We start from the raw sequence: 23,469 nt of genomic DNA, 5'->3' as shown, positions 1-23,469 counted from the left end.
ATAAATAGGATGAGGAGTATGTTAAAATTTTTAAGTATCCTTTAACTGTTATATAAACCTATACAGCACGGTGTTTTTACTATATTAAAAGTATGGTAAAGGTTTGTATAAGTGTCCGGTATATATGCTATTTTTGATAAATTAAAATAGTAATATTCTATGAGATTTATATTGTTGACATTGGGATTTCAACGATACATTTTCGTAGGTCGGATTGTTGCGAGTGGATATATATTGCTATGTATTCGGCTACTAAATGAAAGGGTTACTGAAATGAAGTAGGCGGATAGCAAGTATATAGAAAGGAGAAAGGTAGAAAATATGAAGCAAGTATTGAAGTGTTTTAATGTCGTAACAATGATCACACTTCTTCTATCCATCATATTGCCTTCGCCCAGTGCTTTTGCTACAGAGATAAATAAAAAAAGCTGGGATGAGTTACAAGGAAATGATGTGAAAATTAAGGCAGATCAAGTGAATGCTGAAATGTATAAGGGAGAAGTAGCGGAGAGGGAGCACGTATTTCAATATAAGATTGAAAATACGGGAGATACACCAATCCGAGAATTAGTAATTAAACAAAATAATGACAATGGAATTGAGTTTCTTTCGCAATCTGTGAAAGTAAACGGAGAGAAGTTACTTGAAAATAAGGTAGCGGATTTCTATGTAGAGGAAAAAGATAATGGAGGAAAGGTTCTTTCTTCTAATCTTAAAATTCAAGATTTAAAATCACATGAAAAAATGACTGTATTAATAAAAGCTCGTCGTGCGCAACATTTTAATAAAGAGTATAAGCAAAAAATTAGTGTGCAAAAGGATCAACTACAAATAGGAAACATGTCTGTAGATGTTGAAGGGCTTCCTTCTGAAGAGAAGTTAGAAGCTAATACCGATGATGAGGCTGACAGTAGTAAGAAAGCTATCGGATCAACAACTGATTCAAAAACTAAAGAAGTGGATGGAAAATTAAAAGTATCTGTAGAAGATAAAAATACATCTGCACAAAAAACAGAAATAGAGAAGATAAAACAACCTGAGGCTGAGAAGCAACTAGAAAAAGAGAAAAAGCAATCACCTTTAGCAGTAAAGCAGAGTGATGCAGAAGTACAAGCTGCATCAGAAAATGCTTCGAAGGTTCAAATCCAAACAGGAGATAAACAAGGATTTGGAGACCCGTTGTATTCTACAATTGCTCCTGGTAATTTAGTACAGACTGGTAATGTGACGCTTGGTTTAACAGATAATCATTATACTAGGCAAAGTGTTGGTGGCAAAACCAATAAAAAAGCTGTAGATGTTGATAATGATGATACTACATTTAATTCGTCAACAGGTGCATTTCCTAACATTCCTGCTGGAAGTAAAGTGAAAAAGGCGTATTTGTTTTGGACAGCTGCTATGGGGACTCCGAGTGATGCAAGGACAGATTATAGAGTTAGCGATGAAGATGTAAGACAACCCGTTAAAATGAAGATGGGAAATAAGCAATACGCTGAAGTAAGTGCTGATAGTATACGAAAAGCGGATTCTTTACCGTATATTGCAAATCACTATGGCAGTGGTGCAGGATACGTAGCGTATGCAGATGTAACAAATGTAATTGCACAGCAAGGTATTTCTCAAACGGTGACAGTTGCAAATGTGCCACAAATTAAATTTGAAAAAGGCAGTGGCTATTACTGGGGTAACTGGAATCTTATCTTAGTTTATGAAAACTATAAAGAAACAGTAAAAGACATGAAGATTTGGGAAGGGCTAGTCTCTCAAAAAAGTACAGCCTGGACAGATATTAATGTTAATAAAATAAACACACCAAAAGAAGGTGCTTTTAAGGCGAAATTTAGTTATTTTTCATCGCAAGGTGATCCAGCTGATAATGATGGATATGCCTATGATTATGGAGAGTATGATTTTGGGTTAGGGTATCAAAAGTTTAAAAATATTAAAGGTAAAGATAATGATGTTAATGACTCATCTATGACAGAAGTACAAGTAGATGGTACTAACGAATTTGTTACGAAAAAATACCCAGGATATAATCCAGATTGGACAAATTCTTTCAGTACAGATATTCATACGTATCACCTTGAAGGACCCACTCAAGTGAAAAATGATTTAAAAGAAGCAAAAATGCGTTTTAGAGCATATGGTGGTGGCGGTGATATTTACGTATTAAATAACGCTACATTCGTTACAGAACATAATGCTCCAAACTTACAAGTTGATAAAAAGGCATTAGATAGTGCCGGAAAAGAAATTAAGGACGTTAAAGTTGGTGAAGAGTTTACGTATCAAATTGAAGTGAAAAATGATACGAAAAATAACCAAGCGCCGGTATCAAATGTAAAAGGTTTTGATAAATTAGATGATCGTTTAGAGTATGTTCCAGGGTCTATACAATATGTTTCTGGAAGTAATAAAGGAAATAAAACAGATAATGCAAGCGATGATGAAGCAGAGTTTGTAAATAATCAAATTGATTTCCGTGTTGGTGAGGGTGCAGATGCTAAAAACGGTGGTGTTTTAAAGCCTGGTGAAAGTACCGTTATTACATTCAAAGTAAAAGTGAAAGATTCTGTACAATCAGATACAACAGTAAAAAATGTCGTTGTTGTAAAGGGACAAGATAGTGCCGAGATAAAGTATGAAACTGAGGACGATGCAAATGTTACGGTTACTACCCCAAAAGAAGTTCCAGGGGAAATAGAGGCGAGAAAAATAGCTTCTAATAAAACACCGAAGTTAGGTGAAGAGGTAGAGTATCGTATTACATTTAAAAATAAGACAAAAGATGGACGTCTAGATGTATTGACCATTGAAGATGAATTACCAAGTAGTCTTGAATACGTGAAAGATAGTTTGAAAGCAGAAGGTGCAAAACCAGAGCCAGTAGAGCTGAAGTTTGAAAATGGAAAAGTAATTGCAAAGTATCCAGAAATTATGGATATGGAAGAAAGAAGTATCGTCTTTAAAACAAAAGTAAAAGAAACTGCAAAAATTGGTGAAGAAATTGTTAATAAAGCAACCGTTAGAGATAAAACAAATCCACCAAAGAATCTAGAAGAGAAGATTACACCACAGCATAAGGCCGGTAAAATTGCTGCAAAGAAAAAAGCAACAAATAAGAAGCCGAGGCTAGGAGAAGAAGTTGAATATCAAATTAGCTTCAAAAATACGGTGGAAAACGGAAAACTAGATGCAGTTACAATAGAAGATGAAATTCCAGCTAACTTAGAATTTGTTCAAGGCAGTGTGAGAGCTGAAGGTGCTGCACCAAATCCAGTAGAGTTAAAAGTAGAAAATGGTAAGATAATCGCAAAATATCCAGAGATTACGGATACAAAAGAGCGAAGCATTGCCTTTAAAGTGAAAGTAAAAGAAGAGGCAAAAGCGGGAGAAACGATTGTTAATAAAGCGGTTGTGAGTGAGCCAAATGGACAAACTGAGCATCCAGAGGAAAAGATTACGCCGGATTATAAATACGGTAAAGTGGATGTAGAAAAAAGCGTAACGAATCAAACACCAAAACTAGGAGAAGAAGTGGAATACCGAATTACATTTTATAATACGGTAGAAAACGGAAAACTAGAAAAGGTGCTAGTAGAAGATACACTACCTAAAGGTGTTGAATACGTGAAAGATAGTTTGAAAGCTGAAGGTATAAAACCAGAGCCAGTAGAACTAAAAGTGGAAGATGGCAAAGTAATGGCCAAGTATCCAGAAATTACGGATACAGAAAAAAGAAGTATTGTTTTTAAAGTGAAAGTAAAAGATTCGGTAAAAGTAGGGGAGGCAATCGTAAATAAAGCAATTGCAAAAGATCCGAAAAATGAGCCTGTTGAATCAAAGGTTGTTATTACACCGCAAAGTAAAAAAGGTGAAATTGCTGCTACAAAGGTAGTTAATAATAAGAAGCCAAAGTTAGGCGAAGAAATCGAGTACCGCATTAGTTTTCATAATACGGTTGAGAACGGAAAACTTGAAGAGGTGCGAGTGGAAGATACAATTCCAAAAGGTCTTGAATATGTAGAAAATAGCATCAAGGCCGAAGGAGAAGCACCTGAACCAGTAGAATTAGCTGTTGAAAATGGGATAGTCAAAGCTAAGTATATCGATATTATGGATATGAAAGAAAGAAGTATCGTCTTTAAAGTAAAGGTGAAGGAAGAAGTAAAAGTAGATAAAGAGATTGTCAATAAAGCAATTGTTGATGATACGAAAAATCCACCGATTGAACCGGAGGAAAGAATTACTCCGCAACATAAGGATGGAATAATTGATTCGAAGAAGACAGTAGATAATCCATCACCAAAACTAGGAGAAGAAGTAGAATACCGAATTAGCTTTAAGAACACGGTAGAAAACGGAAAACTAGAAAAGGTAATAATAGAGGATACAATTCCTAACGGTTTAGAGTATGTAAAAGGCAGCGAAAAGGCTGAAGGTGATAAACCAGCTCCATTAAAGTTAAGTGTGAAAGATGGAAAAGTTATTGCTGAATACGACAATATTACGGATATGAAAGAAAGAAGTATTGTCTTTAAGGTAAAGGTGAAGGAAGAAGCGGAAGTGGGGAAGGAAATCATCAATAAGGCAATTGTTGATGATATGAAAGATCCGAAAGAACCAGAAGCGAAAATTACACCATTACACAAAGATGGAAAAATTAAAGCGAAGAAAATCGTAAATAATGAAACACCGAAGTTAGGAGAAGAAGTAGAATACCGAATTAGTATGAAAAATACGGTAAAGAACGGAAAGCTAACAGACGTGACAGTAGAGGATACTTTACCAGAAGGTTTAGAGTATGTAGAAAATAGTTTGAAAGCAGAAGGTGCCGGAATAGATTCAGTAGAGCTGAAATTTGAAAACGGTAAAGTAATGGCAAAATATCCAGAAATTACGGATACAGAAGAAAGAAGTATCGTTTTTAAAGTGAAAGTAAAAGAAGAAGTAAAAGTCGGTAAAAAAATCATTAATAAAGCAACTATTGATGATTCGCAAAATAAGCCAGTTAATCCGACAGCGGAAATTACTCCTCAGTATAAAGATGGAAAACTTGAAGCAAAAAAGATAGTAAATAATGAAACGCCGAAGTTAGGAGAAGAAGTGGAATACCGAATTAGCTTTAAAAATACGGTAGAACATGGAAAGCTAACAGAGGTAAAAATAGAAGATGATTTACCAAATGGATTAGAGTATGTGAAAGATAGTTTAAAAGTAGAAGGTTCTAAGCCAGATCCAGTGGAATTAAAATTTGAAAACGGTAAGGTAATGGCAAAGTATCCTGAGATTACAGATACAAAAGAGAGAAGTATTACCTTTAAAGTGAAAGTAAAAGGTAAAGTGAGCGATTCAATTGTTAATGAAGCGATTGTGAGCGATACGAAACATCCGCCAGAAACACCGACAGCAGAAATTATTCCGCAACATAAAGACGGAAAAGTGAAAGCGAAGAAGACGGTAAATAATGAAACGCCGAAGTTAGGAGAAGAAGTAGAATACCGAATTAGTTTTAAAAACACGGTAGAAGACGGAAAACTAGCAGAGGTGAAAATAGAAGATACTTTACCAGAAGGTTTAGAGTATGTAGAAAACAGTGTGAAAGCAGAAGGTACTAAGCCGGATCCAGTAGAATTGAAAATGGAAAATGGTAAGGTAATGGCGAAGTATCCAGAGATTACGGACACAGAAGAAAGAAGTATCACTTTTAAAGTGAAAGTAAAGGAAGAAGTGAAAGTCGGTAAAAAAATCGTTAACAAAGCAATTGTTGATGATACGAAAAATGAACCAGAAACACCGACGGCAGAAATTACTCCGCAGCATAAAGACGGAAAAGTGGAAGCGAAGAAGACGGTAAATAATGAAACGCCGAAGTTAGGAGAAGAAGTAGAATACCGAATTAGTTTTAAAAACACGGTAGAAAACGGAAAGCTAGCAGAGGTAAAAATAGAAGACAATTTACCAAATGGATTAGAGTATGTGAAAGATAGTTTACGAGCGGAAGGTACTAAGCCGGATCCAGTAGAACTGAAAGTGAAAGATGGAAAAGTAATCGCCAAATATCCAGAGATTACGGATACAGAAGAAAGAAGTATCGTCTTTAAAGCGAAAGTAAAAGAAGAATTTAAAGTTGGTGAAGGCCTTGTCAATAAAGTGGTTGTTGATGATACAAAAGATCCAACAACTTCAGAAGTAACAATTACGCCAGAATATAAAGACGGTAAGCTTAAAGCAGAGAAATTTGTAAACAATAAAAAACCGAAATTAGGAGAAGAAGTAGAATACCGAATTAGTTTTAAAAACACGGTAGAAAACGGAAAACTAGTAGAGGTTACAGTAGAAGATGAAATTCCAGCTGGATTAGAGTACGTGGAGAACAGTTTACAAGCAGAAGGTTCTAAACCAAGTCCGGTAGAATTGAAATTTGAAAACGGCAAGGTAATGGCAAAGTATCTAGAAATTACGGATACAAAAGAAAGAAGTATTATCTTTAAAGTGAGAGTAAAAGAAGAGGCAGAAGTAGGCAAGGAGATTGTTAATAAAGCAATCGTAGTAGATACAAAAAATGAGCCCGAAGAGCCTCATGTGGAAATTACTCCGCAATATAAAGATGGTAAAATTGCTGCGCAGAAAGTGGCGAATAATCATAAACCGAAACTAGGAGAAGAAGTAGAATACCGAATTAGTTTTAAAAACACGGTAGAAAACGGAAAACTAGCAGAGGTAAATATAAAGGATGCATTACCAAATGGTTTAGAGTATGTGGAAGGCAGTATCACGGCAGAAGGTTCTAAACCGAAACCAGTAGAGCTACATGTGAAAAATAATAAGGTAATGGCAAAGTATCCAGAAATTACAGATACAGAGGAAAGAAGCATTGTCTTTAAAGCGAAGGTAAAAGAAAGCGTAAAAGTGGGAGAAGAAATCGTAAATGAGGCAATTGTAGATGATACAAAGAATCTGCCAGAAGAGCCTTATGTACCGATTACACCACAATATAAAGATGGGAAAATTGAGGCAAGAAAAGAAGTAAGTAACCATGAACCGAAGTTAGGTGAGGAAATCGAATATCGAATTATTTTTAATAACACGGTGAAAGATGGAAAACTAGCAGAGGTAAAAATAGAAGATAAAATTCCAGCTGGATTAGAGTTTGTAGAAGGAAGCGAAAAAGCTGAAGGTGAAGAGCCAAAACCAGTGGAGTTGAAAGTAGAAAATGGTAAGGTAATGGCAAAGTATTCAGAGATTATGGATACGCAAGAAAGAAGTATTGTCTTTAAAGTGAAGGTAAAAGATTCGGTTACAATAGGGAAGGACATTACAAATAAAGCGATTATCCATGTTGATGATCCGAACCATCCAGTAATTGATCCGACAGCAAAAATTACACCACAATATAAAGATGGTAAAATTGCTGCTCATAAAAAGGTGAATAATCATAAACCGAAGCTAGGTGAAGAAATCGAATATCGAATTTCATTTAATAATACGGTGAAAGATGGAAAACTGGCAGAGGTTAAAATTGAGGATGAAATTCCGTTTGGTTTAGAGTATGTGAAAGATAGTCTAAAAGCAGAAGGTGATAAGCCGGCCCCAGTAGAGTTGAAAGAAGAAGCTGGTAAGGTTAGTGCGAAGTATGAAAATATCACTGACATGAAAGAAAGAAGCATTATCTTTAAAGTGAAGGTGAAAGATTCCGTTGAAGTGGACAAGGCAATTGTAAATAAAGCAATTGTTGATGATACAAAAAATCCACCAGAGCGACCAGAAGTAGATATTACACCGCAGCATAAAGATGGTAAATTTAAAGCTAATAAAAAGGTAAGTAAAAAAGATCCAAAGCTAGGAGAAGAAGTAGAGTACCGAATTAGTTTTAAAAATACGGTAGAAAACGGAAAACTAGCAGAAGTGAAAATTGAGGATCAACTACCAAATGGATTAGAGTATGTGAAGGATAGTTTAAAAGCAGAAGGTAATGAACCAAATCCGGTAGAGTTAAAAGAAGAAGCTGGAAAAATTACAGCGAAGTATGAAAATATTACTGATACAGCTGAGCGTAGCATTATCTTTAAGGTAAAAGTAACAGAAGCAGTAAAAGTCGGGAAGAAAATCGTGAATACGGCAATTGTGGATGATGATAATCCGAAGAATCCTCCGCAAAAACCAGAAGCGATTATTACACCGGAGTATAAGAATGGAAAAATAAAAGCTGAGAAAACAGTAAATAACCCAGCTCCAAAATTAGGAGAAGAAGTAGAGTATCGAATTACGTTCCGTAACGTAGTTGAGCACGGAAAATTAGCGAAGGTGAAAATTAAGGATGAATTACCAAACAGTTTAGAGTTTGTAGAAGGTAGCGAAAGAGCTGAGGGGGATAATCCAAAACCGTTGCATGTAAAAGTGAAAAACGGCATAGTACTCGCAGAATATCCAGAAATTACGGATACGAAAGAAAGAAGTATCGTCTTTAAAGCAAAAGTGAAAGAAAAAGCTAAAATTGGAGAAGCGATTGTGAATACGGCGGTTGTGGAAGATACTATAAATCCACCAGAGAAACCGAATGTCGCGATACAACCTCAACATAAAGAGGGTGTATTACAAGCTGAAAAGACAGTGAGTAACCATGAACCGAAGTTAGGAGAAGAAGTAGAATATCGAATTAGTTTTGAAAATACAGTAGAAAACGGCAAACTAACTGAGGTAAAAGTAGAGGACGAAATTCCAGCTGGTTTAGAATACGTACAGGATAGTATAAAGTCTGATGGGCCGGAACCAAATCCAGTAGAACTTAAAGTTGAGAATGGAAAAGTAACAGCAAAGTATCCAGAAATTACGGATACGAAAAAAAGAAGTATCATCTTTAAAGTGAAAGTACAAGAAACGGTACAAGTAGGAAAAGAAATTATAAACAAGGCGGTTGTGGATGATAATAATCCGACAAATCCACCAGTTGAGTCACTTATACCAATTACACCTCAATATAAAGATGGGAAACTAGAGGCAAGGAAAGAAGTAAGTAACCATGAACCAAAGCTAGGGGAAGAAATCGAATATCGAATTACTTTTAACGGCACAGTAGATGGCGGGAAGTTAGTTGATGTAAAGATTGAAGATGAAATTCCGTCTGGTTTAGAGTATGTGAAAGAAAGTCTGGAGGCCGTAGGTGATAAGCCTGTGCCAACAGAACTTAAAGTCGAGAATGGAAAAGTAACAGTGAAGTATCCAGAAATTATGGATACGAAAGAAAGAAGTATCATCTTTAAAGTAAAGGTAAAAGAATCAGTAAAAGTTGGAGAGGAAATAACAAATAAAGCGATCATTCATGTAGATGATCCAGATCATCCAGTTATGGAACCGACAGCGACAATAAAGCCAGAATATAAAGATGGTAAGTTAAAAGCGACGAAGACAGTAAATAATAAAGAACCGAAGCTAGGAGAAGAAGTAGAATACCGAATTAGTTTCAAAAATACGGTAGAAAACGGCAAACTAGCAGAGGTAAAGGTAGAAGATGAAATTCCAGCCGGTTTAGAGTACGTGCAAGATAGCATTAGATTTGAAGGGGCTGAACCAAATCCAATAGAGTTAAAAATGGAGTTTGGAAAAGTAATAGCAAAGTATCTAGAAATTACAGATACGAAAGAACGTAGTATTATTTTTAAAGTGAAGGTAAAAGCAGCACCAAGTAAAGGGATAACAAATAGAGCGGTAGTGGACGATAAAATAAATCCACCACTTGAGCCTACAGTTACAATTTTACCGAAAACAAAAGAAGATCTTAAGATACCAGAAGAGCCGAAGGAACCAAAAGAACCAGAAGTGAAACCAGAGGATCCGAAAGAGCCGAAGGAACCAGAAGTGAAACCGGAAGAGCCGAAAGAACCGAAGGAACCAGAAGTGAAGCCGGAAGAGCCGAAAGAACCGAAAGAACCGAAGGAACCAGAAGTGAAGCCAGAAGAGCCGAAAGAACCGAAGGAACCAGAAGTGAAACCGGAGGAACCGAAAGAGCCGAAGGAACCAGAAGTGAAACCGGAGGAACCGAAAGAGCCGAAGGAACCAGAAGTGAAACCGGAGGAACCGAAAGATCTGAAGAAACCAGAAGTGAAACCGGAGAAACCGGAAGTAAGACTGGAAAAGTTAATTAAAGAACCGCAAGTAAAAGTAGAAAAAGAATTACCGAAAACAGGGGCAGCACATTCATGGATGATGTCAGTTGGTGCGGGAATTTCATTCTTAGTTGGCGGAGTATTATTCGTATTAGGTAGAAGAAGAAAACAATAATTTTTTAGACGAAAAGCACACTGAGTTCGATAGTTTATTGGACTCAGTGTGCTTTTATGTTATATAAAAGGAAAGCTCCTTCCACGTATGGAAGGAGCTTTATTTTTGCATATTAAAACATACTTGAGCTATGCATCGGTTGAAGTTTTGCATTTGGATCGAAGTAAGCTTTTGCATTGTTTACTGCTGTCGGTGCTTCGCCAAATCCACAAGCGATAAGTTTTACTTTTCCTTCATATGTACAAATGTCACCAGCAGCGTAAATGCCAGGAATATTTGTTTCCATTTTTGAATTTACAAGGATGCTGTTTTTTTGTATATCTAAGCCCCAGTTTTTAATTGGGCCAAGAGAAGAAACGAAGCCGTAGTTTACGATCACGTCATCAACATCGATGATAATTTTTTCCTCCGTTTTTACATGTTGAAGAACGACTTGTTCAATCTTGTCATCACCAATGAGTTCTACTGGAACGTATGGTGTACTTACTTCTGCACGAGAATTCATTAAGCTTTCTACGCTATGTTCATGCGCACGGAATTTATCACGACGATGAACGATTGTAACTTTTTCAGCAATCGGTTCTAACATCATTGTCCAGTCTACTGCTGAGTCGCCACCGCCAAATACTACGACGCGCTTACCAGCAAATTTATTCATATCATCAACGAAATAATGTAAGTTTTTCTTTTCGTATTTCGCTGTACCTTCTAATTCTAAGCGGCGTGGTTGGAAAGCACCATTGCCAGCAGTAATAATAACTGATTTAGAATAGTGAGTTTGCTTATTCGTAACAAGTTTAAATATACCGTCAGCTTGTTTCTCAAGCGTATCGACAGCTTCTTCTAAACAAACAGTTGGGTCAAATTTCTTCATTTGCTCTTTTAAGTTATCAACTAATTCTTGTGCGCGCACTTTTGGAAATCCAGCCACATCATAAATGTATTTTTCAGGGTAGAGTGCGGATAATTGTCCGCCAAGTTGAGGTAAGCTTTCAATGATTTTTACACTTGCTTGTCTCATACCGCCATAAAATGCTGTGAACAGTCCCGTTGGACCACCACCAATAATTGTTATGTCGTAAACTTTTTGATTTTCTGCCACTTTCATTCCCCCTATAGATGGAATTTTGATATTGATTTCATATATTGTTCATATGTACACGAAAATCCTGCAAATGATGACACTTTCAAATAAATGATAGCATATTTGAGTTCATAATACTTCTGAAAACGACTGAATTGTGTGTAAGTTTTCGCATAGGTTCTTTTTTATTGTATAAAATATACAGAAAGGAAAATACATGAAAAAAAGGCTAAAAAACCCTTGAAAACGCTATGTTATTTTAAAATATTGATAATTCTCCAGACGCTTGAATTCTGGAATAAAACCGACTAATATAGGGAAGTATTATGTTAAATTTCTATGACAAAATTCGTACGATTTTTTGACTGCGTTTTGTTATGATATAGAATGTGATAAATTCCACATTCTTGACAAATAGAGTTTTTAGTACTTGGTATTATTTTTTATTACTATTATATAAAGAAAAGGGTTGTGATTTGGTGAAGACTCCAAAAATCGTAGTTTTAGGTGCAGGTTATGGCGGGATGATTACGACTGTTCGTCTGCAAAAAGCATTATCTGTAAATGAAGCTGAAATTACGCTAGTAAACAACAACAGCTATCACTACCAAGCGACTTGGTTACATGAGAGCGCAGCTGGTACATTACAAGATGAAAAAATCTGTCTAGATATTCAAGACGTTATTGATACAAATAAAGTGAACTTTGTACAAGACACAGTAGTAGAAATTAAAGCTGCTGAAAAACGCATTATCTTAAAAGATGGCGAGTTAGAGTATGATTACTTAGTAATTGGTCTTGGTTTCGAATCAGAAACATTCGGAATTACAGGATTAAAAGAGCATGCATTCTCAATCGCTAACATTAATGCAACTCGTGAAATTCGTGAGCATATGGAAGCTAGTTTCTCTAAATATGCAACTGAACAACGCGATGAGTTAGTAACAATCGTTGTTGGTGGTGCTGGATTTACTGGTATCGAGTACGTAGGTGAGCTTGCAAACCGTGTTCCTGAACTTTGCAAAGAGTATAATGTACCACGTGAAAAAGCACGTATCATCTGTGTAGAAGCTGCTCCAACAGCACTTCCAGGTTTCGATCCAGCGTTAGTAGAATACGCTGTAAAACAACTTGAGAAAAAAGGTGTAGAATTCCGCATCGGTACAGCAATTAAAGAAGCAACTGAAGAAGGTATTATCGTTGCGAATGGCGATGACACTGAATTAATTAAGTCTGAAACAGTAGTTTGGGCTGCAGGTGTTCGTGGTAATGGTATTGTGGAAGAGTCTGGCTTTGAAGCAATGCGCGGACGTGTAAAAGTTGATGAGTACATGCACGCTCCAGGATACGAAGATGTATTCATGGTTGGTGACGCAGCGTTAATCATTAATGAAGAAATTAACCGTCCTTACCCACCAACAGCACAAATTGCAATTCAACAAGGTTACAATATTGCACACAACTTAACTGTATTAGTTCGTGGCAAGGGCGAAATGAAGAAATTCGCATTCGATAATAAAGGATCTGTATGTTCTTTAGGTCATGACGATGCAATGGGCGTTGTTATGGGTAAAAAGTTAACAGGTTGGAAAGCTTCCTTCATGAAGAAAGTAATCGATAACCGTTACCTATTCTTATTAGGTGGACCTTTATTAGTTCTTAAAAAAGGTAAATTAAAGTTCTTTTAATATATAGTAGAAAAAGCAGAAACGGCTAAGAGCTGTTTCTGCTTTTTTCATATTAAAAATATAGTATAATATATAAAAAAGAAAGAATATTCTGTCCGTTCTGATGGAGGAGGTTATTACATCATGGAGAAACGAGGGAAGGTATGGCTAGCTGTTAGTGGTTTAGTAGCTACAAAAGATGGTAGGTGGCTATTTGTTAAGAAGAAATACAGTGGATTAAAAGGGAAATGGTCTTTACCGGCTGGTTTTGTAAATGAAGGTGAGACGGTTGATGAAGCTGTGAAACGCGAAGTGTTAGAAGAGACAGGCATTGTCGCTCATGTGAAGGGGATTATTGGTGTTCGATCGGGTGTTATTCGTAATGAGATTAGTGATAATATGATTATTTTCCTTTTGGAACCTGAAGGAGAAAATATTATTGTACAGGAGAAAGAATTGTCTGAAGTGGCGTTCTTACATCCGAATAAGATTGTAGACGATCCGAATACGTCTGTGCTTATTAAATATTTGTTAGAAGGAAGATCAGAACTACATCTTGAAGTGGACAAAACATTAAATCCAGGTGAACCATTTGGTTATACAGCTTATCACGTATTTACGGCACGTGCGGAGGAGAGGGGAAAAGAGTGAGTATACCGGTACTACTTATTTCAATGATGTTATTCTTTATTTTGTTCTTTGGAATTGGATTTTTACTCAACATGATTTTGCGAGCTACTTGGGTAATGGTTATTGTGTATCCGATTGTTTGTATGCTTATTATTAATAAAGCGAGTATGTGGGATTATTTTTCAAAACCGAAAGAAACATTTTCTTCATTTGGGACAAGTGTATCGCACTTAGGACAAGCAGACGTATTTATTCTATCTACTGGATTAGTAGGGGCTGCTTTAGCAGGAGTCGTAATCAAGAAACTTCGGAAAAGCGGATATCAAATGTTTTAATCTCCAATTAAGTTGGAGATTATTTTTTTGCATATTCCTTCATCGTATAGGGAATGATTAACGATGAAGGAGTGTGGAATATAAAAATGTTAAAACGATATTGTATTCGCATTATGATGACTTGTTTACTTGCAATTGCATTATGCGTAACATGGAATGCTTTCACAGGAGTTTCTTTATTAGAGATTGTAAAGATATATGAAGGAATGAGTGCAAAAGAAGTACATGCAGCAGAAGTTAAGAGAAATGTTGCTCCGAGTAAAGAAGTGATAAATGCTTTAGAGCAGGCAAACGACTGGTCTAAATATCGTTCAATTGAAATGACTGCAACAGGTTATACATCGGGGATTGAGTCAACTGGTAAGAGGCCAGGGCATCCAGAGTATGGTATTACATATTCAGGTGTCAAAGTGAAAAGGGATTTATATTCCACAATTGCTGCGGACTTACGCGTATTCCCGATTGGAACGATTCTCTTCGTGCCAGGTTACGGGTATGGTGTAGTAGCTGATAAGGGCGGTGCAATAAAAGGAAACCGTCTTGATCTATATTATGATACGGTGAAAGATGTTTATAGCCAATGGGGTAAGAAAAAAGTAAATGTGTACGTAGTAAAAGTAGGAAATGGTAAGTTTACAGAAGAAGAGTTAACGATGTTAAATCAAGACGAAACGATGCAAGTGTTTCGTGGTCAATATTTAAAACAAAGATAGTCTAGTCGTAATTACGCTAGACTTTTTTTCTTGGCTTATTTCATGATAGAGGAGATTTTGGATCTGCGATTTTACACGCCATATAACTGTAGTTAGAATTATCGCATTTTATCGAAAATAAAGTTATAATGGTGGTAGAGAAATTTAGGGGGTCTGAACATGTTTCAAGTACAAAAAGAATTAGCAGGTCATGAAGCGGTAATTGTTGCTTTATTTGAAGAAGAGAAAATGAGTAGTTTTGTACAAGAACTGGACAAAGCGTTTGAAGGGCAATTACAAGTTTTACTAGAAGAGAAAGAATTATCTACGAAGAAAAAGGCCATTTCGAAAGTACATAGCTTAGGGAAAACAAATGTGAAACGTTATTACTTTGTTGGTTTAGGAAAGAAAGAATCTTACACGACAGAAACGTTACGTGCGGCTCTTGGTAAGGCGTTTAAAACACTGCAAGCAGCAAAAGTACGAGATGCAGCAATCTTACTTGATTCTTTCGTAACAGAGAAATTAGACGCGATTGATGTCGCTCATATTGCGGCAGAGGTACAAGGCCTTGGTACATATGAGTTACAAACGTATAAATCAGATAAAAAGGATCGTGTAGAGTTAGAGAAGTTCACGGCTATTACAGCGGAAGATGCACAAGAAATTGAAGCAGCATTAACAGTTGGCTACGTACATGGACGTGCAACAAATTCAGCTCGTACACTTGTAAATATGCCGCCAAACGTATTAACAGCGACAAAGCTTGCTGAGTATGCTGTTGAATTAGCGGAGAAATATGATATGGACTATAAAGTTCTTGAGAAAGAAGAGATGGAAGACCTTGGTATGGGTGCGTTACTTGCAGTAAACCAAGGTAGTGTAGAGCCACCAAAAATGATTGCTCTTATTTATAAAGGAAAAGAAGAGTGGACAGATGTCATTGGGTTCGTTGGAAAAGGTATTACATACGATACTGGTGGTTATTCTTTAAAACCACGTGAAGGCATGGTTGGTATGAAAGGTGATATGGGCGGTGCAGCTGCTGTATTAGGTGCGATGGAAATTATCGGTGAACTTCGCCCAGAACAAAATGTGATCGCTGTTATTCCTTCAACTGATAACGTTGTAAGTGGTACGGCATTTAAGCCAGACGATGTAATCACATCTATGAGCGGAAAAACAATTGAAGTATTAAATACGGATGCAGAAGGTCGTCTAGCTTTAGCTGACGGTATTACGTATGCGAAAAAACTTGGTGCAAACTACCTTGTTGATGTTGCAACATTAACAGGCGGTGTAATTGTTGCACTTGGAAACTATACGACAGGCGCAATGACAAATAATGAAGAGTTATTTGAGCAAGTGCTAGGGGCTTCTATGGAAACAGATGAGCCAATTTGGCAACTACCGATTTTTGATCGTGATAAAGAACGTGTGAGAAACAGTAAGTTTGCTGATTTAAATAACTCACCAGGCCGTGAAGGACATGCGGTTATGGCAGGTACATTCTTAGGCGAATTCGCTGAAGATACACCATGGGTACACTTAGATATCGCTGGAACATCAGAAACAAAAGGTGCGCACGACTTAGGTCCAGCTGGAGCAACTGGCGCAATGGTACGTACACTTGCAACACTTGTGGAGCGTTTTGGAGAAGAATAAGAGTATAAGTGAAGACTGTTCCGATATTTTGGAACAGTCTTCTTTTTTATAGGTTTGTTTATCCCACTATTTGCCGGGTAGTAAGACCCATAACTCAAAATTCAGCGAAAGGAAAGCAGTTAGGTCGGATTGCCGGTAAACGCTCGATTGGTGAGGGCTGATTAAAGTTTCACTTTATAAAGAAATCGTATACAAAACCCCATTTAAAGCAAAAGAAGTACGGCCCGTTTCTTCAGAGACAACTAATATAAGTGCATCACTCTTTTCAGATAAGCCAATTGCAGCTCTGTGACGTGTTCCTAGCTCAGGATCAACTTCTGTACTTTTCGTTAAAGGAAGAATATTAGCAGCTGAGACAATATGATTATTTTTTACGAGAACGGCACCGTCATGAAGAGGGTTACCTGGATAAAATATTGATTCGAGTAATGGCGCAGTTAAATGAGCGTTTAATGTCGTTCCAGTTTGAATGAGAGCTTCAAGCGTCTCGTTTCGTTCCACGACGATAAGAGCACCATGTTTTCTGGCGCTTAAATGTTGGATAGCTGTCGTAATAAAAGATGAACTTTCCGTATAAGGTGATAAATATGCCTGAATATAGTATGTAGCTGCCAATGTTTGTACATTTGCTAACATATGATGAATATCTTCCATTTTGCATAAAATACATTCGTCTTCTTTATCGATTGCGTTCCTCATAATCGATAGTTCTTTTTCAGCAATTTCAATCATTTGCTTTGTTTGTATTTTGAGCTCTTCTGACAAGCCCCATTCGTGCATAATCCTCATTCCCTTTAGTGGAGTATTTAATAATAGTGTATACAAATATTCCTAGTAAAATCCTGTTAGATTTTATAAAATATTGAGATACAGCATGTTTTTTTCATATAATAAAGGTATGACGAGCGAGAGGAGAGAGAAGAATGAATTGGAAACAAGAATTTAGTCGCTGGCTTTCTTACGCACAATTAGATGCAGAATTAAAAGAACAGCTAGAAAATATGAAGCAAGATGAGAAGAAAATCGAGGATAGCTTTTATAAAAATCTAGAGTTTGGCACAGGTGGTATGCGTGGTGAACTTGGTGCTGGTACGAACCGTTTAAATGTATATACAGTTCGTAAAGCAACAAAAGGATTAGCAAGCTTTATCGAAAAGTTAGGTGAGGAAGCGAAAAAACGCGGTGTTGTTGTAGCCTATGATTCTCGTCATAAATCACCTGAGTTTGCAATGGAAGTTGCTGCTACACTTGGTGCATGTGGTATCACAACATATGTGTTTGAAAGCTTACGTCCAACGCCAGTACTTTCTTTCGCAGTTCGTCATTTACATACAGTAAGTGGAATCGTTCTTACGGCAAGCCATAATCCACCTGAATATAACGGATACAAAGTATACGGTGAAGATGGTGGACAGTTACCTCCAAAAGAGGCAGATGAGTTAATTAGCTACGTAAATGCAGTAGAAGATGAATTAACAGTTGAAGTCGCTGATGTAGAGCAATTAAAAACTGACGGTTTATTACATATTATTGGACAAGAAGTAGATGATGCATATGCTGCAGAATTGAACAATGTCATCATTAATAAAGAAATGGTGGAAAAGGTCGGTAAAGACTTAAAAATCGTCTTTACACCATTACACGGAACATCAAATATTTCTGTACGCCGTGGTTTAAAAGAAGTTGGATTTACAGATGTAACAGTTGTAAAAGAACAAGAGTTACCAGATCCAAACTTCTCTACAGTAAAATCACCGAACCCAGAGGAGCACGCAGCGTTTGAGTATGCAATTCGTGACGGTGAAAAGGTAGGCGCAGATGTATTAATCGCAACTGATCCTGACGCAGACCGTCTTGGTGTAGCAGTGCGTAATCATAATGGTGAGTTCCAAGTATTAACAGGAAACCAAACAGGTGCATTAATGCTTGATTACTTACTATCTCAAAAGAAAGAAAACGGAACGCTTCCAGAGAACGGTGTCGTATTAAAAACAATCGTAACGTCTGAAATTGGTCGTACAATTGCAAAAGCATACGGTTTAGATACAGTTGATACGCTAACTGGATTTAAATTTATCGGTGAGAAAATTAGACAGTATGAAGAAAGCGGACAATATGAATTCCAATTCGGTTATGAGGAAAGCTATGGTTATTTAATCCGCCCATTCTGCCGTGATAAAGATGCAGTACAATCTGTTCTATTTGCATGTGAAGTAGCTGCATACTACAAATCACAAGGGAAAACGTTATATGACGGTCTATTAGAAGTATTTGAGAAGTACGGCTTCTTCCGTGAAGACCTTGTATCGTTAACGTTAAAAGGAAAAGATGGAGCGGAAAAAATCCAAGAGATGATGGCAACGTTCCGTGAGAATCCTCCGAAAGAAGTGGCGGGCTTAACAGTCGTAGCAGTTGAAGACTATAAAGCGAGCGTTGTTACATCTTTACAAGATGGACATAAAGAAGAGATTCACTTACCGAAATCAAATGTGTTAAAATATCAATTAGAGGATGGTTCATGGTTCTGCCTACGCCCATCTGGAACTGAGCCGAAGATTAAGTTTTACTTTGGTGTAAAAGATAGTTCTTTACAAAATAGTGAACAAAAGTTACTTACTATTAAAGAAGACATTATGAATCGTTTATAATACAAAGTAATTTTAAGTAGTAAGGAACAAAAGGGAGCGAAATCTCCCTTTTGTTTTATGTAGGAAATGCTTGCTATTGATTCCGACAGGAGAGAGGGTATTTTGTGATGAAAAAAGTAAGAAAAGCGATAATCCCAGCAGCTGGATTAGGAACACGTTTTTTACCAGCAACGAAAGCAATGCCGAAAGAAATGTTACCGATAGTAGATAAACCAACGATTCAATACATTGTAGAAGAAGCAGTGAAATCGGGAATCGAAGATATTATTATTGTTACTGGTAAAACAAAGCGCTCTATCGAAGATCATTTTGATAACGCATTTGAACTAGAACAAAACTTATTAGAGAAGAAAAAATATGAGTTGCTTGAAAAAGTACAAGCTTCTTCAAAAATGGTAGATATTCATTACATCCGTCAAAAAGAGCCGAAGGGACTAGGACATGCTGTTTGGTGTGCACGTAAATTCATTGGTGATGAGCCATTTGCAGTGTTACTAGGTGATGATATTGTCCAAGCTGAGAAACCGTGTTTACGTCAATTAATGGATGAGTATGAAAAAACACTTTCTTCTGTTATTGGTGTACAAACTGTTCCAGAGTCGGAAACACATCGCTATGGAATTATCGATCCATTAGAACAAGAAGGTCGTCGTTACCAAGTTCGCAATTTCGTTGAGAAACCAGCACAAGGTACAGCTCCTTCAAACTTAGCGATTATGGGGCGCTACATTTTAACGCCTGAAATCTTTATGTTCTTAGAACAGCAACATGTCGGTGCTGGTGGTGAAATTCAGTTAACAGATGCAATCCAAAGTTTAAATGAAATCCAACGTGTATTTGCCTACGATTTCGAAGGAAAGCGCTACGACGTAGGTGAAAAGCTAGGATTCGTTCAAACGACAATCGAAATGGCTCTGCAACACCCAGAATTACGTGATGACATGGTTGCGATGATGAAGAAAATTTTAGAAGAACAAGCGAATCAAGAGTCATAATAAAAAATGAGTTATTTCAGTATACTGAAATAACTCATTTTTTTATTATGAAATCGTCGAATGAGAATGCTGATAAGCAGAACGACGCACAGCATAATATATGCGAGGTGCGATAATAGCACCGATAATTGTAAATGCAATATCTTTTACTGCAAACCACATCATAATCATCCAAGCAGCTTTATAGCTCATATTACCGCCCATAAAGAGATTGACTGCCCCGTACATGTAAGTAGTACCGATTATATAAGTTAAAATAATTCCTGTGAAAGAGGCAACTGCAAATGTAATGAATGTTGGTCTTTCTTTTTGTTCTACTAGTTTTCCGGATACGTAAGCAACGATAATAAATGCGATAATAAAACCACCAGTAGGATCTAAAAGTGCTCCAAATCCAGCTTTGAAGTTAGCGAAGATTGGTGCGCCGGCTAAGCCAACGAGCATATATACAGTCATGGATAAGGCACCAAGTCTACTTCCAAGAAGAAGACCTGCTAAAATTGCGAAAAATGGTTGCATAGATAATGGGATGCCTGCTACTTGAAGGAATGGTGCCCAAGATACAATATTTGCACCGATTGCCATAAGAGCAACGAACATGGCAGCTAATGCTAAATCTAAAACATGAAATCTTCTCATAATGTTAACCTCCTGTTGTTTTTAGGTTAACATTATCGTAGCGAAAATATTTACTTGTTGTCAATCAAAATATTTTGATAAGAAGGCTTTAAATAGTCTCTTAGCAACGTATATGGAATACGAAATTGCGGAATTCCACTTGAATAGGGAGCAATCTCATATAAAGGGAAATAAATGACGAGATTGTCTGGCTCTAAAAAGAAGTGGAATTTTTTCATACTCATTACTTTTTCAGTTGCATCAGGAAAATAAATGCTTTCATTTTGTTTAATTTGTCGTACAATCTCCGCACGGATTACATCTTTATATTTATCCTTTTGTTCAAATAAATCGTCTAAGTGCAGTACCTTTTTTTCGTTTAAATCGAATGTATTTGCCTTCCACGTATAAAGACCGTGTGCTCCACCAGTATATTGATAGTAATTCACATATAGGCTAAGAAAAGGTGGTTTGTTTAAAGAGACTTTATAATCAACATTTGCTACGTACGGATGAAATGGTGTACTAGATCCTTCTGTCTCTTTATAATATTTTTTTGCTTCTTTTTCTAATTTGGTTTTAAATTTGTCAGTGGATTTTTTGTAGTATAAATTGAGTTTATTTTGAAATTTAGAGTCAGAAAATTCGTGAAAAGAAGGCCTGTTTATTTGATATTCTATATAAGGTTTCTTACCTTTTTGCGTTACAGTCTTAACATCGATTGTCAGGTTAGATGCTTTGGCTGTTATTGCACAATTTGGTACAATAGTCAGCAAGGAGAACATAAGCAGTAATATACAAAATTTCTGTTTCATTTAGGTGAAGCCTCCTTATATAAGTGTTATAAGTAGTTTGAAAATAAATAGGTAAAATTATACATTTAATTAAAGTAAGAGAAGGGGGAAGCGATATGGCAAAAACTTTAATGGATTCACTTGGAATTGAGTTGTTAGAGATGACAGAAGATAAGGTGGTTGCTACGATGCCTGTTGATGAGCGTACGCATCAGCCATTTGGATTTTTACATGGTGGTGCATCGGTTGCATTAGCAGAAACAGTGGCAAGTGTTGGTTCATATAATTTAATTGATCAAGAAAAATGTATTTGTTTCGGATTAGAAATTAATGCGAACCACATTCGCTCAAAGAAAGATGGAATTGTAACAGCGATTGGAACACCAATACATAGAGGACAATCGACAATGGTTTGGGATGTTCGCATTATTGATGAAAATGATGATTTACTATGTATATCAAGATGTACAGTAGCAATTAAAGAAAAACGTGAAAAATAAAAAAGAGGCGCTCTTATGAGCAGCCTCTTTTTCTTATAATTAGAACTGGATTTTCTTCTCTAAGAAACCTTTTAGTTCGCTAATTGGCATACGAACTTGTTCCATTGTGTCACGGTCACGTACTGTAACAGCTTTGTCTTCAACTGAGTCGAAGTCGTATGTGATACAGAATGGTGTACCGATTTCGTCTTGACGACGGTAACGTTTACCGATAGAACCAGTTTCATCAAAGTCTACCATGAAGTCTTTAGCTAATTCTGCGAATACTTCAGTAGCACCTTCAGATAGCTTTTTAGATAATGGTAAGATAGCTGCTTTGTATGGTGCTAAAGCAGGGTGGAAACGAAGAACTGTACGAGAATCGTTTTCTAATTGCTCTTCTTCATATGCATCACATAAGAATGCTAATGTTACGCGGTCTGCGCCTAAAGATGGCTCGATGCAGTATGGTACGTAACGCTCATTCGTTTGTGGATCGATATAGTTAAAGTCTTCGTTTGAGTGTTCCATGTGACGTTTTAAGTCGAAGTCTGTACGAGATGCAACGCCCCAAAGTTCGCCCCAACCGAATGGGAATTTGAATTCAATGTCAGTTGTTGCATTACTGTAGTGAGATAACTCTTCTTCACCGTGGTCACGAAGACGCATGCTCTCTTCAGACATACCAAGTGAAAGTAACCAGTTTTTACAAGTTTCACGCCAGAATGCGAACCACTCTAAATCTTCACCAGGCTTACAGAAGAATTCAAGTTCCATTTGTTCAAATTCACGTGTACGGAATGTGAAGTTACCAGGTGTGATTTCGTTACGGAAACTCTTACCGATTTGGCCGATACCAAATGGAAGCTTTTTACGCATAGAGCGTTGAACGTTTTTGAAGTTTACGAAAATACCTTGTGCTGTTTCAGGACGAAGGAAGATTTCGTTTGTGCTAGACTCTGTAACACCTTGGAATGTTTTGAACATTAAGTTGAACTGACGGATTTCAGTAAATTCTTCACTACCGCAATCAGGACATTTTACTTCATGTTCTTTCATTAAGTCAGCCATTTGGTCGAAAGTAAGACCGTCAACAACCATTTCGATGCCTTTTGCATCTAAAGCATCCTCAATTAATTTGTCAGCACGGTGACGAGCTTTACATTTTTTACAGTCGATCATTGGATCGTTGAAGTTACCAACGTGACCAGAAGCGATCCAAGTTTTAGGGTTCATTAAAATAGCTGCGTCTAAACCAACGTTGTGTGGAGATTCTTGAATGAATTTTTTCCACCAAGCTTTTTTAACATTATTTTTTAATTCGATTCCAAGTGGACCGTAATCCCAAGTGTTTGCAAGACCACCGTAAATTTCAGAACCAGGGAAAACAAAACCGCGATGTTTCGCTAAGTTTACAACTTGTTCCATTGAATACATAAGAAAATCCTCCTTTTGAAAGTTAACGTATTGGCGATGACATACTCTGATACTTTGGAAACGGGCAGTATATGTTAAAAAGAACATAAAAAAACGCTCATCCAAAGGCTTATTTGCCTAGGGACGAGCGTTTGCCCG

General features: G+C 36.8%; 14 protein-coding genes. 9 read left to right on the top strand and 5 right to left on the bottom strand.

Features of this window, described 5'->3' with window-relative positions; genetic code table 11:
* Window positions 1–321: 321 nt before the first annotated feature.
* A complete protein-coding gene (locus N2V80_RS24600) occupies window positions 322–10,287 on the top strand; it encodes an isopeptide-forming domain-containing fimbrial protein (protein WP_340980790.1) in 9,966 nt (3,321 codons plus the stop codon).
* A gap of 112 nt (window positions 10,288–10,399) precedes the next feature.
* Here the strand turns inward: N2V80_RS24600 and N2V80_RS24595 are convergent, their stop codons facing one another.
* Entirely contained in the window at window positions 10,400–11,389 is a 990-nt protein-coding gene (locus tag N2V80_RS24595) for an NAD(P)/FAD-dependent oxidoreductase (protein WP_000829788.1), read from the bottom strand.
* A gap of 461 nt (window positions 11,390–11,850) precedes the next feature.
* On the opposite strand from N2V80_RS24595, the gene N2V80_RS24590 reads away from it, so the two are divergent.
* The 5 genes from N2V80_RS24590 to pepA all read left to right on the top strand — a co-directional run bounded on the left by N2V80_RS24590 (window position 11,851) and on the right by pepA (window position 16,360).
* A complete protein-coding gene (locus tag N2V80_RS24590; RefSeq protein ID WP_000856612.1) occupies window positions 11,851–13,059 on the top strand; it encodes an NAD(P)/FAD-dependent oxidoreductase in 1,209 nt (402 codons plus the stop codon).
* A 123-nt stretch (window positions 13,060–13,182) separates the two neighbouring features.
* Window positions 13,183–13,689 (top strand): NUDIX hydrolase, encoded by a 507-nt coding sequence (locus tag N2V80_RS24585; RefSeq protein ID WP_000415326.1) that lies wholly within the window; start codon window positions 13,183–13,185, stop codon window positions 13,687–13,689.
* The gene (locus N2V80_RS24580) at window positions 13,686–14,003 is read left to right on the top strand and encodes a YuiB family protein (protein ID WP_000027016.1); all 318 of its coding nucleotides are present in this window, start codon (window positions 13,686–13,688) and stop codon (window positions 14,001–14,003) included. Before N2V80_RS24585 ends, N2V80_RS24580 begins: the two co-directional genes overlap by 4 nt.
* Window positions 14,004–14,089: 86 nt before the next feature.
* Window positions 14,090–14,716, top strand: coding sequence for a 3D domain-containing protein (locus N2V80_RS24575; RefSeq protein WP_000920098.1), 627 nt, complete (start codon window positions 14,090–14,092; stop codon window positions 14,714–14,716).
* Window positions 14,717–14,875: 159 nt separating this feature from the next.
* On the top strand, window positions 14,876–16,360 hold the full coding sequence (pepA, locus tag N2V80_RS24570; RefSeq protein ID WP_061655565.1) for a cytosol aminopeptidase: 1,485 nt from the start codon (window positions 14,876–14,878) through the stop codon (window positions 16,358–16,360).
* Window positions 16,361–16,534: 174 nt separating this feature from the next.
* On the opposite strand, the gene cdaS is transcribed toward pepA, so the two are convergent.
* Window positions 16,535–17,140: a sporulation-specific diadenylate cyclase CdaS gene (cdaS, locus tag N2V80_RS24565; protein WP_000545253.1), complete on the bottom strand. Its 606-nt coding sequence runs from the start codon at window positions 17,138–17,140 to the stop codon at window positions 16,535–16,537.
* 143 nt (window positions 17,141–17,283) lie between these two features.
* Between cdaS and N2V80_RS24560 the strand changes: the two genes are divergently transcribed.
* Window positions 17,284–19,008 carry a phospho-sugar mutase gene (locus N2V80_RS24560; RefSeq protein ID WP_061655566.1) on the top strand — a complete coding sequence of 575 codons (1,725 nt, stop codon included), beginning with the start codon at window positions 17,284–17,286 and terminating at the stop codon, window positions 19,006–19,008.
* A gap of 107 nt (window positions 19,009–19,115) precedes the next feature.
* Window positions 19,116–20,003 carry a UTP--glucose-1-phosphate uridylyltransferase GalU gene (gene galU / locus N2V80_RS24555; RefSeq protein ID WP_002097988.1) on the top strand — a complete coding sequence of 296 codons (888 nt, stop codon included), beginning with the start codon at window positions 19,116–19,118 and terminating at the stop codon, window positions 20,001–20,003.
* A 45-nt stretch (window positions 20,004–20,048) separates the two neighbouring features.
* On the opposite strand, the gene N2V80_RS24550 is transcribed toward galU, so the two are convergent.
* Window positions 20,049–20,642: a biotin transporter BioY gene (locus N2V80_RS24550; RefSeq protein WP_061655567.1), complete on the bottom strand. Its 594-nt coding sequence runs from the start codon at window positions 20,640–20,642 to the stop codon at window positions 20,049–20,051.
* Between the two features lie 50 nt (window positions 20,643–20,692).
* A complete protein-coding gene (locus N2V80_RS24545; protein ID WP_000810318.1) occupies window positions 20,693–21,436 on the bottom strand; it encodes a DUF3298 and DUF4163 domain-containing protein in 744 nt (247 codons plus the stop codon).
* A 95-nt stretch (window positions 21,437–21,531) separates the two neighbouring features.
* Between N2V80_RS24545 and N2V80_RS24540 the strand changes: the two genes are divergently transcribed.
* Entirely contained in the window at window positions 21,532–21,915 is a 384-nt protein-coding gene (locus N2V80_RS24540) for a hotdog fold thioesterase (protein WP_001140612.1), read from the top strand.
* Window positions 21,916–21,954: 39 nt separating this feature from the next.
* Here the strand turns inward: N2V80_RS24540 and N2V80_RS24535 are convergent, their stop codons facing one another.
* Window positions 21,955–23,331 (bottom strand): glycine--tRNA ligase, encoded by a 1,377-nt coding sequence (locus tag N2V80_RS24535; RefSeq protein ID WP_000287147.1) that lies wholly within the window; start codon window positions 23,329–23,331, stop codon window positions 21,955–21,957.
* Window positions 23,332–23,469: the final 138 nt, after the last annotated feature.

The organism is Bacillus sp. FSL W8-0640 (assembly GCF_038007725.1).
In the GTDB taxonomy this organism is placed as follows: Bacteria; Bacillota; Bacilli; order Bacillales; family Bacillaceae_G; genus Bacillus_A; species Bacillus_A cereus.
The sequence above is the reverse complement of the archived record's forward strand: the minus strand, read 5'-3'. Positions and strand labels throughout refer to the sequence as shown.

Bases quoted from the DNA above. Each gene is read 5' to 3' on its own strand.
- N2V80_RS24545 (WP_000810318.1), bottom strand. From the start codon at position 21,436: ATGAAACAGAAATTTTGTATATTACTGCTTATGTTCTCCTTGCTGACT.
- N2V80_RS24540 (WP_001140612.1), top strand. From the start codon at position 21,532: ATGGCAAAAACTTTAATGGATTCACTTGGAATTGAGTTGTTAGAGATG.
- N2V80_RS24600 (WP_340980790.1), top strand. From the start codon at position 322: ATGAAGCAAGTATTGAAGTGTTTTAATGTCGTAACAATGATCACACTT.
- N2V80_RS24585 (WP_000415326.1), top strand. From the start codon at position 13,183: ATGGAGAAACGAGGGAAGGTATGGCTAGCTGTTAGTGGTTTAGTAGCT.
- pepA (WP_061655565.1), top strand. From the start codon at position 14,876: ATGTTTCAAGTACAAAAAGAATTAGCAGGTCATGAAGCGGTAATTGTT.
- N2V80_RS24560 (WP_061655566.1), top strand. From the start codon at position 17,284: ATGAATTGGAAACAAGAATTTAGTCGCTGGCTTTCTTACGCACAATTA.
- N2V80_RS24575 (WP_000920098.1), top strand. From the start codon at position 14,090: ATGTTAAAACGATATTGTATTCGCATTATGATGACTTGTTTACTTGCA.
- galU (WP_002097988.1), top strand. From the start codon at position 19,116: ATGAAAAAAGTAAGAAAAGCGATAATCCCAGCAGCTGGATTAGGAACA.
- cdaS (WP_000545253.1), bottom strand. From the start codon at position 17,140: ATGCACGAATGGGGCTTGTCAGAAGAGCTCAAAATACAAACAAAGCAA.
- N2V80_RS24550 (WP_061655567.1), bottom strand. From the start codon at position 20,642: ATGAGAAGATTTCATGTTTTAGATTTAGCATTAGCTGCCATGTTCGTT.
- N2V80_RS24535 (WP_000287147.1), bottom strand. From the start codon at position 23,331: ATGTATTCAATGGAACAAGTTGTAAACTTAGCGAAACATCGCGGTTTT.